This is a genomic window from Streptomyces sp. NPDC049837, from assembly GCF_040674455.1.
Lineage (GTDB): Bacteria > Actinomycetota > Actinomycetes > Streptomycetales > Streptomycetaceae > Streptomyces.
In genome coordinates this window covers 524588-539644 of the sequence record NZ_JBFAMP010000001.1, presented here as the reverse complement: position 1 = coordinate 539644, position 15057 = coordinate 524588, and the positions used below count along the sequence as shown (strand labels likewise).

General features: G+C 74.4%; 16 protein-coding genes. 11 read left to right on the top strand and 5 right to left on the bottom strand.

The window, feature by feature from the left end:
- Position 1: 1 nt before the first annotated feature.
- Positions 2-547, bottom strand: coding sequence for a DUF1990 domain-containing protein (locus AB0J57_RS02470; protein WP_366126046.1), 546 nt, complete (start codon positions 545-547; stop codon positions 2-4).
- Positions 544-1362: a YndJ family protein gene (locus tag AB0J57_RS02465; RefSeq protein ID WP_366126045.1), complete on the bottom strand. Its 819-nt coding sequence runs from the start codon at positions 1360-1362 to the stop codon at positions 544-546. Before AB0J57_RS02465 ends, AB0J57_RS02470 begins: the two co-directional genes overlap by 4 nt.
- 180 nt (positions 1363-1542) lie before the next feature.
- Between AB0J57_RS02465 and AB0J57_RS02460 the strand changes: the two genes are divergently transcribed.
- From AB0J57_RS02460 to AB0J57_RS02445, 4 genes are all read left to right on the top strand, one after another.
- Positions 1543-2706: a DUF6777 domain-containing protein gene (locus tag AB0J57_RS02460; RefSeq protein WP_366126044.1), complete on the top strand. Its 1164-nt coding sequence runs from the start codon at positions 1543-1545 to the stop codon at positions 2704-2706.
- Between the two features lie 62 nt (positions 2707-2768).
- The gene (locus tag AB0J57_RS02455; RefSeq protein ID WP_366126043.1) at positions 2769-4841 is read left to right on the top strand and encodes a SpoIIE family protein phosphatase; all 2073 of its coding nucleotides are present in this window, start codon (positions 2769-2771) and stop codon (positions 4839-4841) included.
- Positions 4842-4953: 112 nt separating this feature from the next.
- Positions 4954-6303 (top strand): wax ester/triacylglycerol synthase family O-acyltransferase, encoded by a 1350-nt coding sequence (locus tag AB0J57_RS02450; RefSeq protein ID WP_366126042.1) that lies wholly within the window; start codon positions 4954-4956, stop codon positions 6301-6303.
- A gap of 36 nt (positions 6304-6339) precedes the next feature.
- Positions 6340-7200 carry a DNA-formamidopyrimidine glycosylase family protein gene (locus AB0J57_RS02445; RefSeq protein ID WP_366126041.1) on the top strand — a complete coding sequence of 287 codons (861 nt, stop codon included), beginning with the start codon at positions 6340-6342 and terminating at the stop codon, positions 7198-7200.
- 49 nt (positions 7201-7249) lie between these two features.
- On the opposite strand, the gene AB0J57_RS02440 is transcribed toward AB0J57_RS02445, so the two are convergent.
- Positions 7250-7903, bottom strand: coding sequence for a zf-HC2 domain-containing protein (locus tag AB0J57_RS02440; protein WP_366126040.1), 654 nt, complete (start codon positions 7901-7903; stop codon positions 7250-7252).
- A gap of 119 nt (positions 7904-8022) precedes the next feature.
- Between AB0J57_RS02440 and AB0J57_RS02435 the strand changes: the two genes are divergently transcribed.
- The 7 genes from AB0J57_RS02435 to AB0J57_RS02405 all read left to right on the top strand — a co-directional run bounded on the left by AB0J57_RS02435 (position 8023) and on the right by AB0J57_RS02405 (position 13674).
- Positions 8023-8766 (top strand): response regulator transcription factor, encoded by a 744-nt coding sequence (locus AB0J57_RS02435; RefSeq protein WP_366126039.1) that lies wholly within the window; start codon positions 8023-8025, stop codon positions 8764-8766.
- A gap of 74 nt (positions 8767-8840) precedes the next feature.
- Complete coding sequence (locus AB0J57_RS02430; protein WP_366126038.1) at positions 8841-9485, top strand: 1,4-alpha-glucan branching protein; 645 nt, start codon at positions 8841-8843, stop codon at positions 9483-9485.
- A gap of 123 nt (positions 9486-9608) precedes the next feature.
- Positions 9609-9881 (top strand): hypothetical protein, encoded by a 273-nt coding sequence (locus AB0J57_RS02425; protein WP_366126037.1) that lies wholly within the window; start codon positions 9609-9611, stop codon positions 9879-9881.
- 92 nt (positions 9882-9973) lie between these two features.
- Positions 9974-10396, top strand: a complete 423-nt coding sequence (locus tag AB0J57_RS02420; protein ID WP_366126036.1) for a hypothetical protein — start codon at positions 9974-9976, stop codon at positions 10394-10396.
- A gap of 17 nt (positions 10397-10413) precedes the next feature.
- Positions 10414-12171, top strand: coding sequence for a cation acetate symporter (locus tag AB0J57_RS02415; protein WP_366126035.1), 1758 nt, complete (start codon positions 10414-10416; stop codon positions 12169-12171).
- Entirely contained in the window at positions 12168-13388 is a 1221-nt protein-coding gene (locus AB0J57_RS02410; protein WP_366126034.1) for a histidine kinase, read from the top strand. Before AB0J57_RS02415 ends, AB0J57_RS02410 begins: the two co-directional genes overlap by 4 nt.
- Before the next feature lie 58 nt (positions 13389-13446).
- Positions 13447-13674 (top strand): DUF6296 family protein, encoded by a 228-nt coding sequence (locus AB0J57_RS02405; protein ID WP_366126033.1) that lies wholly within the window; start codon positions 13447-13449, stop codon positions 13672-13674.
- Positions 13675-13692: 18 nt separating this feature from the next.
- On the opposite strand, the gene AB0J57_RS02400 is transcribed toward AB0J57_RS02405, so the two are convergent.
- Both AB0J57_RS02400 and AB0J57_RS02395 read right to left on the bottom strand, forming a co-directional pair.
- Complete coding sequence (locus AB0J57_RS02400; protein WP_366126032.1) at positions 13693-14208, bottom strand: hypothetical protein; 516 nt, start codon at positions 14206-14208, stop codon at positions 13693-13695.
- A gap of 182 nt (positions 14209-14390) precedes the next feature.
- Positions 14391-14930, bottom strand: a complete 540-nt coding sequence (locus AB0J57_RS02395; RefSeq protein WP_366126031.1) for a sigma-70 family RNA polymerase sigma factor — start codon at positions 14928-14930, stop codon at positions 14391-14393.
- Between the last annotated feature and the right edge of the window lie 127 nt (positions 14931-15057).

Sequence of the window (15057 nt, the reverse complement as noted above, 5' to 3'; positions counted from 1 at the left end):
CTCAGCGCGCGGCGATCTTTCGCAGCGTACGGCCCAGGTGTCGCGCGTAGGCGCGCTGGAGCACCGGGACGAGGGGCCCGGCGGCCCGCGTGTACCAGCGGGCGGGCCGGCTGAACGCCGTGACCGTGAACCACACGGACCCGTCCGCCCGCCGCTCCACCACGAACGACTCCTCACCGCTCTCGGGGTGCCCCGCCAGGGTGCCGTACGCGAAGCCGGTGCGGTCCGCCTCGTACGCCGTCCACACCACCTCGCACGGCGCGGCCATCCGGAGCGGTCCGGCGCCGAGCGCGATCTCGACCGCCGTGCCGGGCTCGGCCCGTACGGACCCGGCACGCACGCGTGCGCCGGACTTCCGGTGCATCGCCCAGGTGGTAACGGCCGTGCCCGCGTTCTCGAAGACGTCCCGGCCGTGGCCGATCAGGGTCTCGTGGTGCAGGTGGTGGTAGCCGGCCGGGAGGGGGCGGGTCCGGGTGGCGCCGACGTCCGGGTAGCTGAAGCCGGACGGTACGGGGGCGGCGCCGGGGCCGCGCGGCGGTCGCGTCATGTGACGGGCTCCTTGAGTCGTCGCCAGGCCAGCACCGAGCACAGTGCGAAGCCGAGCGCGTTGCCGAGGCCGTGGGTGGCGGCCATCCAGGTCAGGTTGGGGTGCGGCAGGCCGGTCGCCTCGCCGAGCGCCCAGCTCAGCGCGAGCAGCATGGTCGCCACCAGGACGGCGGCCGAGACGGCGAGCAGGGCGCGGGTGGGCCGGTCGTGCCGCTCGGCCGCGACGTCGCGCCACGTCAGCAGGGCGACGGCCCACATACCGGCGGTCAGGACCAGTGCCCCGGCCAGTTCGGCCCAGTCGTCCAGGAAGTACCCCAGAAGGACGAGCAGGGTGCCCAGCGGCACGCTGAGCGCGGCGAACCGGGCGGCGGGGCGGTCCACCGTGCGGCAGACCAGCCCGGCCACCAGGGCGGCGGCGAAGCCGGCGAAGTGGAAGTGGGGGACCGTCAGCGTCAGGATGTCGAGGCCGAACCCGAACAGCCGGTGCCCGGCCCGCTCGGCGACCAGCGCGAGCGCGGCGACCGAGGGGCTCGCCAGCGCGGTCAGGACGGCGATCTCGGCGGGCGCCGCCGACCGCGTACGCAGCAGGCGGCGCGGGGCGTGCAGCGCGAGGAGGACGGTGCCCAGCGCGTAGCATGCGGCGAGCGTGACGGCGGGGACACCGCGTGGCAGCCACAGGCAGACGGCCCCGGGCAGGGCGAACACCGGCCACAGGCGCCGTATGGTGTCGAGCTCGGGGGCCTCCATCAGGCGGAGGCCGGCCGGGACGATCAGCAGCATGCCGAGCGTCACGATCAGGTTGACCAGTACGGACACGGCCCCGCCCCCTTGCTCGAACGTCTTGCTCGAACGCGTCGCTTGAACGTGTTCAATCGAGACCCTAGAGCCTTTCTTGAACGTGTTCAAGTCCTTGTCGGGTGATCTGCTTCCGGTTGCGGGCGGGTCCGGGATCCGGCAGATATGGACCAGCCAAGGGACATTCAGGAGGAGGCTCGCGTGCGTTCACCGATACGTCTGCTGCTGGCCGCCGGGCTGCTCGTCGCGGGCTGCGGCGGCGACGGCGACACGCGCGCGGCCGGCACCGGGACGGCGGCGGACTCCCGCGAGGTCCGCCTCCAGCCCGCCGGCGCCCCGGGGCCGCACCCCTTCACCGCGTCGACCGCCCGCCCGGCACCCGGGACGCCGGCCGCCCCGCCTTCGCGGGCGGAGGGCGGCCGAGGGCCCCGTACCGTCTCCGGGTCCGCACCCGGCCTCTACGGCGGTGTGCCCTCCGCCCCCAGTTGCGACGTCGAGAGGCAGGTGGGCCTCCTGACCGCCGACGACATCAAGGCGCGCGCCTTCGCCCAGGCCGCCGGGATCGGCCCCGACGGCATCGCGTCCTGGCTGCGCGGTCTCACCCCCGTGGTGCTGCGCGCCGACACCCGGGTCACCGGCCACGGCTTCCGCGACGGCTCCGCCGCGCCCTTCCAGGCCGTCCTCCAGACCGGTACGGCCGTGCTGGTCGACCAGTACGGCGCGCCGCGCGTGCGGTGCGCGTGCGGCAACCCGCTGCGGTCGCCGGTGGTCACCGAAGGAGCCGCCGCGGAGAAGGGCCGGCGGTGGCCCGGCTACGACCCCGGGCGGGTGGTGATCGTCAACCCCACCCAGCAGGTGGTCCACAGCCTCACCATCGTCAACGTCCTGGACAACACCTGGCTCGAACGCCTCACCGGCAGTGGCCCCGACCGGGACAGGCGCCCGGAGGTGCCGCCGCCGTACGCCCCCGGTGAGCGTGACCTCGCGGCCGCACCGGCACCGGAGGAGCCGCGAGAGCCACAGCAGCCGCCCAAGACCCCGGCGCCGGCCGATTGCCCGACCGCGACCAGTGGCGCCCGGACGGTCCCGCCCGGCTGCCCCACCCCGCCCCCGCCACCGCCGCCCCCGGTCCTCACCTCGCCGGACGGCACCGGGGACCCCGGCGGCCCGGACCAGCCGGCCGACCCGTACGACCAGCCGGCCGACCCCGGACTTCCGGACGGGCCCGGCGTACCCGACGGCCCGGACGGGCCCGGCGTACCCGACGGCCCGGACGGGCCCGGCGTACCCGACGGCCAGGGCCTGCCGGACGACGTGGGGGAGCCGCAGGACATGCCCCTCGAACCGGAGCTCTACGAGGGCTGATGGCTCCGCACCCGGTACCGCAGACGGTCGAAAAACCCGACAAATGATGGCAGAGTGGCTCCATGGTTGATCCGGCAGCGGATGCCCTGTCGCTCCCCGAGGACTGGCCCGCCCACCCGGATCTGAGTCTGTCCCTCAACCGCATGGGCAGCTTCGACTGGGACCTCGACACAGGGCTCATGCACATGGACAAGACCGCCCTCGACGTGTTCCAGACGGACGTCACCGAGTACGACGGGCGGCCCGAGAGCCTTGCCCCCCGCGTCCCGCCGAGCGAGGCCATCCGCCTCGACGGACTGGTGTCGCAGGCCCTCAAGAGCGGCGGCACGCACTACGGCGCGTACTTCCGCATCCGCTCCCGCGACGGCGGTCTGCGCTGGACCCACACCCAGGGATTCATCCGGCGGGACGAGACGGGCCGCCCGCGCCGCATCATCGGCATCGTCCGCGACGCCACCCAGGAGCTCGCCGAGTCCACCGCCCGGCGGGAGGTCGACGAGGAGCGGCGCCGCCAGACCAGCGTGGTGGAGTCCACCACGGCGGCCCTCGCCCACGCCCGGACCGTCCAGGACGTCATCGACGTGCTGAAGGACTCGCACGGCCTGGAGCACCTGGGTGCGACCAGCCTGGTGATGGGGCTGCTGGAGGCGGGCCGCATCCATCTCGTCGCCGACGGGCCCGAGGGCTCCTTCGTGCCCGGCACCCGGTACACCCGGGTGGACGAGCAGTACCCGATGAGCGAGGTCGTCCGCACCCTCGCCCCCCGCTTCATCGAGTCCCCGGAGGACTTCGCCACCTCCTACCCCATCCTCTGGCCGCACATCAGCGGCCTCGGGATCACCTCCGCCGCGTACCTGCCGCTGATCGCCCAGGCCCGGCCCATCGGCGCGCTCGGCCTGCTCTACAGCGACAAGAACGGCTTCACCCCCGAGGACCGCAACGTGCTCGTGGCCCTCGGCAGCAGCATCGCGCAGAGCATCCAGCGCGCCATGCTCTTCGAGCAGGAGCACGACCTCGCCGAGGGGCTCCAGCAGGCCATGCTGCCGCGCCGCATCCCGCAGGTGCCCGGCGCGCAGATCGCCGTCCGCTACCGCTCCGCCCGGCTCGGCCGGGACATCGGCGGTGACTGGTACGACATCATCCCGCTGCCCGGCGGACGGGTCGGCGCCGTCATCGGGGACGTCCAGGGGCACGACACGCACGCCGCCGCCGTGATGGGGCAGCTCCGCATCGTGCTGCGGGCGTACGCGGCGGAGGGACACACCCCGGCCACCGTGATGGCGCGGGCGTCCTCCTTCCTGCACGAGCTGGACACCGACCGCTTCGCCACCTGTACGTACCTGGAGGCGGACCTGGCGACCGGCGTGGTGCAGGTGGTGCGGGCCGGCCACGTCGACCCGCTGCTGCGGGACACCGACGGCGACTGCCGCCGGGTGCCGGTGCAGGGCGGGATGCCGCTGGGCCTGTCGGCGGAGTTCGGCGCGCTCGACTACCCCGTCGCCATCCTGGAGCTGGATCCGGGGCAGGCCCTGCTGCTGTACACGGACGGGCTCGTCGAGCAGCCGGGCGCCGACCTCGACGAGGGCATGCAGTGGCTGACGGCCCTGGTGCGGGGCGGGCCGGACGACCTCCAGGACCTCGCCGACCACCTGTGCGACGTGGTCGACGAGCGTGGCGGCGAGGACGACGTGGCGATCCTGCTGCTGCGCCGCGAGGGCGGGTTCACCCCGCAGGCGGGCGGGCGGCTCCAGCAGCACGTGGCCCAGAGCGACCCCGAGGCGCTGAGCTCGGCCCGGCACATGATCAGGGCGGCGGTACGGGCCTGGGGCGCGGGGGAGCGGGCCGACGACATCGAGCTGGTCGCCGACGAGCTGATCACCAACGCGCTGCTCCACACCGACGGCGGGGCGATCGTCACCCTGCGGATGCTGGCCGGGCACGAACGGCGGCTGCGGGTGGAGGTGGAGGACCGCTCCAGCGCCCTGCCACGCCGCCGTGACGCGGGCCTGTCGGGCGTCTCGGGCCGGGGACTGCTGCTGGTGGACCTGCTGACCGACGTGTGGGGCGTGGACTCGCGCGGCAGCGGCAAATGCGTCTGGTGCGAGTTCACCGTCCCGGTCCGGCCGGAAATGTAATGGACACCGGCTGTTAACTGTAAGTGAGGGGATCGTACTTGACCGTAACCGATCGAACGCGTTTGACTGCTGTTCCGTAGCCGTCCACGGCCCTCCACGACATGGGGATCCCTTGAGCAGTGAGCTGCTGGCACCTCTCGACCTGGCCTTCTGGCACCTGGAATCGGCCGACCACCCCATGCACCTGGGCGCCCTCGCCCGCTTCGATCCCGGCCCCGGTGACCCCGGCGACGTCCTGGACCTCCTCGCCGAGCGCGCCGCCGCCATCCCCCGGCTGCGGATGCGCGTCCGTGACGTGCTGCTCCCCGTCGGCGGCGCCGCCTGGAGCGCCGACAAGACCTTCGACGTACACCGTCACGTGCGGCGCGTCGAGTTGCCCGGCGGCCCGGCCGGCTTCACCGCCGAGGCGACACGGCTCGCCGGCGAGCTGATGGAACGTCCCCTCGAACGCGGGCGGCCGCCCTGGGAGATGTACCTGCTGACCGGCGCGCCCGGCGGCCCCTTCGCCGTCCTCGTCAAGCTGCACCACGCGCTCGCCGACGGGATGCGCGCGGTCGCCATCGGCGCCGGCATCTTCGACGAGATCGCCGGCGCCCGCACCGCCACCGGCCGCCGCCGCCCGCGCCCGGTGCCGCCCCGCTCCTGGCTGCCCGGCCCGCTGAACGTCGCGGGCACCGCGCGCGGCCGCATCGAGGAGCTCGGCCGGGCCCTGGGCGTCGGCGCCTCCGTCGTACGCGCCAGCCGCCTCGACCCGCGCGGCACGCCCGCGCTCACCGCCGGCTCCAGCGGGACGCGGCGCCTGGCCACCGCCGACCTGGACCTGGAGGAGGTGCGGCGGGTGCGCCGGGTCACCGGCGGCACCGCCAACGACGTGCTGCTCGCGGTCACCGCCGGGGCGCTGCGCCACTGGATGCTGGAGCGCGGCGAGCGGCCGCCCACGGCGGACCCGCGCGCCCTCGTACCGGTCTCCCGGCGGCGGCCCGGCGGTGCGCCCGGCCCCGGCAACACCTTCTCCGCGTACCTCCTGGACCTGCCCCTCTCCGACCCCGACCCGCTGAGCCGGCTCGACTCCGTACGGCGCGGCATGGACCGCAACAAGGCCGCCGGGCCCACGCGCGGGGCCGGGGCGGTCGCCGTCCTCGCCGACCAACTGCCCCCGCTCGCCCACCGGTTCGGCGCCCCACTGGCCCAGGGGGCGGCGCGGATGCTGTTCGACGTCCTGGTCACCAACGTGCCGCTGCCCCGCTCCACCCTCTCCCTCGGCGGCCACCCGCTGCGCGCCCTGCACCCCATGGCCCCGCTCGCGCGCGGCCAGGCGCTGGCCGTGGCGATGACCCCGTACGGCGGGCAGGTGCACATCGGGCTCGTCGCCGACGGCAAGGCCGTACCGGACGTGGACCGGCTCGCCCACGCGATGGCCGACGAACTCGCCGAACTGGTCAAGCTCACCCAGCGGAGCTGAGCGGCGCGCCGGGCGCCCCTGCGGCACGCTGGAACCATGCCTGAACTGCCCGAGGCCGAAGCCCTCCGAGAGTTCCTCGACGAGCACCTGGTCGGCAAGGAGATCGCCCGCGCCCTGCCCGTCGCGATCAGCGTCCTCAAGACGTACGACCCGCCGCTGTCCGCCCTCGACGGCACCACCGTCACGGCCGTCGGCCGGCACGGCAAGTTCCTGGACATCGCGGCGGACGGCCTCCACCTGCTGATCCACCTGGCCCGGGCCGGGTGGCTCCAGTGGCGGGACGTCCTGCCCTCCGGGCCGCCGCGCCCCGGCAAGGGGCCGCTCGCGCTGCGCGTCGCGCTCACCGGCGGCGACGGCTTCGACCTCACCGAGGCGGGCACCACCAAACGCCTCGCCGTCCACCTCGTCCACGACCCCGCCGACGTCCCGGGCGTCGCCAGGCTCGGCCCGGACCCGCTCGCCGACGACTTCGACCGGGACGCCTTCGCCGCCCTCCTCGCCGGGGAGCGGCGCCAGGTCAAGGGCGCCCTGCGCGACCAGAGCCTGATCGCGGGCATCGGCAACGCCTACAGCGACGAGATCCTGCACGCCGCCAGGATGTCGCCCTTCAAACCCGTACAGAACCTCACCGAGGATGAGACGACCACCTTGTACGAGGCGATGCGCACCACCCTCCGCGAGGCCGTCGAACGCTCCCACGGCGTCGCCGCCGGCCGCCTCAAGGCCGAGAAGAAGAGCGGGCTGCGCGTCCACGGCCGCACCGGGGAACCGTGCCCCGTCTGCGGCGACACCATCCGGGAGGTGTCCTTCAGCGACTCGTCGCTCCAGTACTGCCCCACCTGCCAGACCGGCGGCAAACCCCTCGCGGACCGCCGTCTGTCGCGGCTCCTGAAATAGCGCCTCAGGTAAAACGCCTCAGGTTGAACGCCTCAGGTGAAACAGCGGCTCACGGCCGCACCGACACCAGCCGCTCACCCTCCACGGTCCGCACCTCCAGCCGCTCGATCTCCCCGAGCCGCAGCGCGATGCCGCCCTCCATGACCGGCTCGTCGCCCTCCTTCGTCGCCCACGTCATGACCGGCCACGCCCGGCCGTCCGACCCGACGGCGACCAGTTCGCACACGCGAGCGCCCCGCACCCCGGCCACCCGCAGCGCCACCTCCGTGCCCCACTCCCGGTCCCGCAGCGCGACCGACGCCGACGCCCCGGTCGCCGAGTCCGTCGCCGCCGCCCGCCGTACCGCCGGGTCGCCACCGCCCGGTCCGGGCGAGGCCAGCAGCACGGCGCCCGGCACCGCGACCGCCAGCGCCGCCGCCACCCCGACGACCCGCGACCGCCAGCGCCGCGCCCGCACCGGGCGCGCCCGACGGGACCGCCGGCGTCCCGCCCGGGCGGCCGGCACCGCGACCGCCCCCAGGGGCCGCAGCGGCTCCCGGTCGGCGAGCTGGGCCAGCGCCGACGCGGCGAAGACGAAGTCCGGGAACCCTGCCGCGCACGCCGCGCACCGCGCCAGGTGCTCCTCGCACGCGAGGGCGTCCGCCGGTTCCAGCACGCCCAGCGCATAGGCGGCGACATCGTGATGCCGCTCCCGCAGACTCATGGGGGTGCCTCATTCCCGCGTACGCGTCCGTGTGCCGTGTGCTTCCGTGAAGCCTTACGCCATGGAGTACGCATCCGAGCCGTTTCCCGCTCAATCGACCCGCCCCTACACTCCGCACCATGGTGCGCGTACTGGCCGTCGACGACGAGAAGCCCGCTCTCGAAGAGCTCCTCTACCTCCTCCGCTCCGACCCCAGGGTGCGCAGCGCGGAGGGCGCCACCGACGCCACCGAGGCGCTCCGCCGCATCGGCCGTGCCCTGGAAGCGGGGCCCGACGGCGTGGACGCCATCGACGTCGTCTTCCTCGACATCCACATGGCCGGGCTCACCGGCCTCGACATCGCCCGCCTGATAGCCGGGTTCGCCAGGCCCCCACTGATCGTCTTCGTCACCGCCCACGAAGGGTTCGCCCTCCAGGCGTTCGACCTCAAAGCCGTCGACTACGTCCTCAAACCGGTGCGCAAGGAACGCCTCGCGGAGGCAGTACGGCGCGTCCGCGAGCTCGCCGAACCCGCGATCGCCGCCGCGGCGGCGGAGCAGATCCCGGTCGAACTCGGCGGCGTCACCCGCTTCGTGGCCGTCGACGACATCGCCTACGTCGAGGCCCAGGGCGACTACGCGCGGCTGCACACCGACGAGGGCAGCCACCTCGTCCGCATCCCGCTGTCCACGCTGGAGGAGCGGTGGGCGGCGCGCGGGTTCGTCCGGATCCACCGCAGCCACCTGGTCGCGCTGCGCCGCATCGACGAACTGCGCCTCGACGCCGGGGCGACCACCGTCCGGGTCGGCAGCGCCGAACTGGCCGTCAGCCGCCGCCACGCCCGCCAGTTGCGCGACCTGCTGATGCGCCAGGCGCGCGGCTGACACCCGCCCGGGGCGCCGTGGCGGATGCTCCCGAGCACGGGAACAAAGAGGCAGGTCAAGGAAGTTCACGGGACATGGCTGTCATACACAACACCACCATGTCGCCCGGCAAGCTGGAGCTCCTGGAGGCCTGGCTGCCCACCCAGCCGTGGTACACCGGCCCGGCGCGCCGGCCGGAACTGGTCAAGGCCGGCGGGTTCCGGCTCGACGACCCGGAGGGCGAGGTGGGCATCGAGTTCATGGTGGTCGCGGACCTCTCCGGCGACCGGCCCGTCGCGTACCACGTGCCGCTGAGCTACCGGGGAGCTCCCCTCGACGGCGCCGGACAGGGGCTCATCGGCACGTCCGAGCACGGAGTTCTGGGACGGCGGTGGATCTACGACGGAACGCACGACCCCGTGGTGGTCGCCCAGGTGCTCGCCCTCCTCCAGGGGCGCGCCAAGGCGCAGCACCAGAGCGTCACCGGCGCCCCCGACACGTCCGTCACCAGCCACTGCTCCCTGGACGCCCTCCCGGCCGAGGACGAGCCGGGGAACGTCCACAACGACGAGCACGGCACGCGCGTGGAGACGGCCACCGCGACCCTCGAAGTGGTCCGCACCCTCGGATCGCCGCAGGGCGCCGACACCTACGACGGGCACGTCACCGCCGCCTGGCACCTGCCGGACGGCGGCGAGCACCGCGGCCCGTTCTTCGTCCTCCGCACCACCGCCCGCTGACCCGTGCCGGTGCCGGCACCCACCGTTCGTCGCGCGGTACGCGCCGTTCGGCGACGGGTGTCCGGCACCGGACCGACGGCCCACCGTGCGGCGCCTAGGGTTGATCACCGGAGAGGGGGGACCGTGACCGTGGAGATCGAGGCGCTGCTCGCCGAACTGCGCGCGCTGCCGGACCTCCGGCCGGCCGGCCCGAGCGAGGCCGAGGCGCTGCTCGCCGGGGTCAGGAGCGCCGCCGGACGCTGGGCCGACGTGCTCTACGAGATCCAGGAGTCGACGCACGGACTGGTCGGGCCCCGCACGGCCGCCGCCCTGGAGGTGGCGTTCCGCCGGGCCGAGGAGTGCTACGTCGAGCTGGAGATCGCCCTCGGCGACGCCGCCCGGCGGACCGGCAAGTGACCCGAGACCCCCGCGAAAACAGGGTCTACCTTCGGTAATGGCTTCTGCGTAGACTCCACCACCCGAGCCAGCCAGCCGACCCACGGACGCCGATGCCCGCAGAGCACCAAGCCGAGCACGATGCCGAGCACCAAGCCGGGCACCAGCCCGTGCGCCGCCCCCGCCGCGAGACGGTCACCGGTGTCCCGCGCTCCGCCCGCCGCCCGCCCGGTCACGCGCCCGCCCGCTCCGAGATCAGCGAGCAGACCACCCTCGGCCACACCTACGTACGGTCCCTGATGCGCAGCCAACTGCGCGCCGCCCTCTACGCGCTGGGCACCCTCGCGCTGCTCGTCGGCTCGCTGCCCCTGCTGTTCACGCTCCCGGCGGCACTGGGGCACGGCACCGCCCAGCCGTTCCTCTGGGCCGCCCTGGGCGTCGGCACCTACCCCGTCGTCTGGCTCATCGCCCGCTGGTACGTCGGCCGGGCCGAGCGCAACGAACGCGACTTCACCGGCCTCGTGGAAGGCCGCTGAGCCCGCATGGACCGCACGTGAACCAGACCTACGCGGTGGCCGCCGTCACCGCCGTCGTCCTCGCCACCGTGCTCATCGGCGCCCTCGGGCTGCGCATCTCCCGCACCACCTCCGACTTCTACGTCGCCTCCCGCACCGTGGGCCCGGGCCTCAACGCCGCCGCCATCAGCGGCGAGTACCTCTCCGCCGCCTCCTTCCTGGGCATCGCCGGACTCGTCCTCCTCCAGGGCCCGGACATGCTCTGGTACCCGGTCGGCTACACCGCCGGATACCTCGTCCTGCTGGTCCTGGTCGCCGCCCCGCTGCGCCGCTCCGGCGCCTACACCCTCTCCGACTTCGCCGAGGCCCGCCTCGAATCGCCCGAGGCGCGCCGGCTGGCCAGCCTGTTCGTCGTCGGCATCGGCTGGCTGTACCTGTTGCCGCAGCTCCAGGGGGCGGGCCTCACGCTGGAGATCCTCACCGGCGCCCCCGGCTGGGTCGGCGGGCTGGTCGTCGCCGTCGTCGTCACGGGGGCGGTGGCGGCGGGCGGGATGCGCAGCATCACCTTCGTGCAGGCCTTCCAGTACTGGCTCAAGCTCACCGCCCTGCTGGTCCCCGCGCTGTTCCTGGTCACCGCCTGGTGGGGCGACGACGCGCCGCGCGCCCGGTTCGACGCGCCCGCCGTCTTCCGCGAGCACACCGCCGTGACGGTCGACGACACCGTACGCATCGAGGTCGACGCGCCGCTGACCCTGACCGTCACCGGCCGCGTCGACTCCACCGCCTACGAGGAGGACCGGGTCACCCTCGACGAGGGCGGCCACCGCGTCGAGGCGGGCACCACCCTGCGCTTCCCCGAGGGCGCGCACGTCCCCGAGCGGGCCGCCGGAGGCACCGATCCCCAGGGCTGGTCGCAGCCGCTGGCGGGCGGCCGCGACGGCCACCAGCTCTACGCCACGTACGGGCTGATCCTCGCCACGTTCCTCGGCACCATGGGCCTGCCGCACGTCGCCGTCCGCTTCTACACCAGCCCCGACGGGCGCACCGCCCGCCGCACCACGCTCGTCGTCCTCGGCCTGGTCGGCGCCTTCTACCTGCTGCCGCCGGTCTACGGCGCGCTCGGCCGGATCTACGCCCCCGAGCTCGCCCTCACCGGCGCGGCGGACGCGGCCGTGCTCGTCCTGCCCGACCGGGTCGTGGGCGGGACGGCCGGTGAGCTGCTTGGCGCGCTGCTGGCGGGCGGGGCGTTCGCGGCGTTCCTGTCGACGGCTTCGGGGCTGACCATGTCGGTCGCGGGGGTGCTCAGCCAGGACGTGCTGCCCTCGCGCGGGGTGCGGCACTTCCGGCTGGCGACCGTGCTCGCCATGGCGGTGCCGCTCGCCGTCAGCCTGGTGGCCACCAACGTGCCGGTGGCCGACGCCGTGGGCCTGGCGTTCGCCGTGTCGGCGTCCTCGTTCTGCCCGCTGCTGGTGCTCGGCATCTGGTGGCGGCGGCTCACCCCGCCCGGCGCGATGGCCGGCCTGGTCGCGGGTGGCGGGGCCGCGCTCACGGCCGTGATGGCGACCCGCGCGGGGCTCGCCCCGGAGGGGTGGCCGCACTCCCTGATGGCCTGGCCCGCCGTCTGGTCGGTGCCGCTCGGCTTCCTCACCATGGTCGCCGTCTCGCTCGCCACGCCACGCCGCGTCCCGGCCGGCACCCCGGCCATCCTGGCCCGGCTGCACCTGCCCGAGGACCTGGCCGGCCGCCCCTCGGGACGCCCCCGGGCGCCGGAACGGCAGGAAGGGGCCGAGCGGTGAGCGGAACCCTCCTCGCCGCCCTGGCCGCCGCCGGGGCCGTCCTCCTCGCCGCCGGGTTCGCGCTCGGGCGGCTCAGCGCGCGGCGGGCCGGCAAGGACGTCCTGGACCTCGGCACCCCCGTGGAGCGGGCCACCTTCCACACCCTGCACACCGCCTCCCTCGCCGCCCCGCCGCTGCGGGCCGGGCTCACCGAGGACACCGCACGCAAGGCCGCGCGCCGGCTGCGCTCGCTGCTCGGCACGGAGGCGCTGTGCCTGACCGACCGCACGGCCGTGCTCGCCTGGGACGGTCCCGGGGGCGACCACCACCGCGAGCAGGTGATGGAACGGGTCGCCGAGCTGCTCGGCTCCGGGCGGGGCCAGAGCGTGCGCGCAGAGTGCGGCGAGCCGGACTGCCCGCTGCGGTGGGCCGTGATCGCGCCGCTGACCGGTGAGGAGGGCGTGCTGGGCGCCCTGGTCGCGTACGGCTCGCGCGAGTCGGCGGTGCTGGTACGGGCGGCGACGGAGGTGGCCCGCTGGGTCTCGGTCCAGCTCGAACTGGCCGAGCTGGACCGGTCCCGTACGCGGCTGATCGAGGCGGAGATCCGGGCCCTGCGCGCCCAGATCTCCCCGCACTTCATCTTCAACTCGCTCGCCGCCATAGCCTCCTTCGTCCGTACCGACCCGGAGCGGGCGCGCGAACTGCTCCTGGAGTTCGCCGACTTCACCCGCTACTCCTTTCGGCGGCACGGCGAGTTCACCCAGCTCGCCGACGAGCTGCGCTCCATCGAGCAGTACCTGGCGCTCGCGGGCGCGAGGTTCGGTGACCGGCTCCAGGTCACCCTCCAGGTGGCGCCCGAGGTGCTGCCGGTGACGCTGCCGTTCCTGTGCCTCCAGCCGCTGGTCGAGAACGCCGTCAAGCACGGCCTGGAGGACTCCCGAACCACCTGCCGGGTGACGATCGCGGCCGAGGACGCGGGCGCCGAGGCCGTCGTCACCATCGAGGACGACGGGGTGGGCATGGACCCGGCCGTCCTGCGGGCCATCCTCGCGGGCGAGCGCCCCCAGGCGTCCGGCATCGGCCTGTCCAACGTCGACGAACGGCTGCGCCAGGTGTACGGGGACGACTACGGCCTGGTGGTCGAGACGGGGGTCGGCGCGGGCATGAAGGTCACGGTCCGTGTCCCGAAGTATCGCGCGGGTGTGCACCGCGATCCGCCGGCGTCCGTTCAGGAATGAAATGTCCCGGTATGGGGACGCGGGTGCAATGGCGGTGACCGCTCACCGGGAGGCAGCCATGCGCATCCATGATCACTACGAACTGGACTTCGGGCAGGAAGACGTCGTGGAGGTGCACCGCACGGACCGCACCGGGGCCGGCGGGCACCCCGTCTACGCCGACGACACCGGGATAGTCCTGGCCGAGATCAGCGACCGGGGCGAGGTGCGGATGCTGGCCAGCGGCGGCCACCAGGACCTGCCCTCCAGCTCCAGGGTCCGGGCGCGGCCCGTCCAGCCGCACTGAGCCCGCTGCCGCCGCGGCTCACACGTGCGGCGGCTCGTACAGCCGCAGCGCCAGGTGCCCGAGCGGCAGGCCCAGGCGCCAGGACGGCAGCCACACCGCCTCGGACTCGTCGACCGCGAGCGAGGCGGCCGGGCCGGCCGACAGCGCGCCCAGGTCGGTGGCGAGCAGGTGCGTCCCCGCCAGCAGGCGCCAGGTCTCCCGGGCGAGGGCCAGGCCCTCGTCGCCGTCGCCCTCGCGCTCCCGGCGCGCGGCCAACTGCTCGCGCACCCAGTCCTCCCAGGGGTGGCCGTGCGCGGTGCGGATCAGCCACTCCTCCAGCCGGTCATCGGCGCCCGTGCCGGGGGCGTCGTCCGTGCCGTCGCCCAGGTACACGGTGAGCGCGAGCGTCCGGCGGCCCGCCTGGTACTCCAGCGAGCCGGGTTCGACCAGGCCACCGGCTCTCAGCAGTTCATCGGCGATGTACTCGGCACACAGCCAGGCCATCGGGACGGCCAGCCCGCCCCCGCCGGTGCCGTTCGTGCTCTCGGGCCGCAACGTTCCCACCTTCTCCCGGACGTCCTGCGCGTGCGTGTGGTCCTCGACGACGAGCCTCCACCGTCAGGCACGGGCCGGGGCGGCTCTTTGCTCAACTCGGCGGTGTGGTCTCGCCTACATTTCGGCCAGGGTCGTGACACACGGGCGGTGGCGTGCCCGCAGGGGACGGTGGGACGGGAGGGTCACGTCGCCGGCGAGCCGGAGAGCGTCCGGCTGTAGCCCGGCAGGCACCGGCCGAGCGCCCGCAGCGCGTAGTGCGACCGCGACTTGACCGTCCCCGCCGGTATACCGAGATCGGCGGCCGCCTCGTTCACGGTCAGGCCGTCGAAGTAGATCCGTACGAGCACCGCGCGGTGCTCCGGGCTCAGCTCCCGTACCGCCGCCCGTACGTCCAGCGCGGCGACGGCGGACTCGGTGACGTCCGAGGGGTCGGGCGTACCGGCGAGCACGCCGTCCCCGATCTCGGTGGGGCGGGCCATGCGGGAGCGGCGGGCGTCGATCGCCAGGCGCCGGCCGACCGTGAAGAGCCACGGACGCATCGACTCGTACGGGGCCTCGAACGCCTCGGGGTGCTGCCAGGCGCGTACCAGCGTCTCCTGGAGCAGGTCCTCGGCACGCTGCTTGTCCCCGTAGGTCAGGCCGAGCAGGAAGCTCAGCAGCGCGGGTCCGTGTTCACGCTGGAGCTCCTCCAGGGCCCGCTCGTCGGTGGTCGCCGTCGTCATCGTCACACCCTTTCCCGCCGTACTCGAACGCCGTACTCAGACCCTCGACGCGTATCCGAACGCATCCGGGCCCGGAGGGACAGGCGCCGCACCGGGATGTGCGACGAGCGGTCACACCGAGCGGCGA

Excerpts from the sequence above, each read along its gene's own strand:
- AB0J57_RS02395 (WP_366126031.1), bottom strand. The coding sequence starts at position 14,930 with ATGACGACGGCGACCACCGACGAGCGGGCCCTGGAGGAGCTCCAGCGT.
- AB0J57_RS02405 (WP_366126033.1), top strand. The coding sequence starts at position 13,447 with ATGCGCATCCATGATCACTACGAACTGGACTTCGGGCAGGAAGACGTC.
- AB0J57_RS02445 (WP_366126041.1), top strand. The coding sequence starts at position 6,340 with ATGCCTGAACTGCCCGAGGCCGAAGCCCTCCGAGAGTTCCTCGACGAG.
- AB0J57_RS02430 (WP_366126038.1), top strand. The coding sequence starts at position 8,841 with ATGGCTGTCATACACAACACCACCATGTCGCCCGGCAAGCTGGAGCTC.
- AB0J57_RS02455 (WP_366126043.1), top strand. The coding sequence starts at position 2,769 with ATGGTTGATCCGGCAGCGGATGCCCTGTCGCTCCCCGAGGACTGGCCC.
- AB0J57_RS02420 (WP_366126036.1), top strand. The coding sequence starts at position 9,974 with ATGCCCGCAGAGCACCAAGCCGAGCACGATGCCGAGCACCAAGCCGGG.
- AB0J57_RS02440 (WP_366126040.1), bottom strand. The coding sequence starts at position 7,903 with ATGAGTCTGCGGGAGCGGCATCACGATGTCGCCGCCTATGCGCTGGGC.
- AB0J57_RS02435 (WP_366126039.1), top strand. The coding sequence starts at position 8,023 with ATGGTGCGCGTACTGGCCGTCGACGACGAGAAGCCCGCTCTCGAAGAG.
- AB0J57_RS02470 (WP_366126046.1), bottom strand. The coding sequence starts at position 547 with ATGACGCGACCGCCGCGCGGCCCCGGCGCCGCCCCCGTACCGTCCGGC.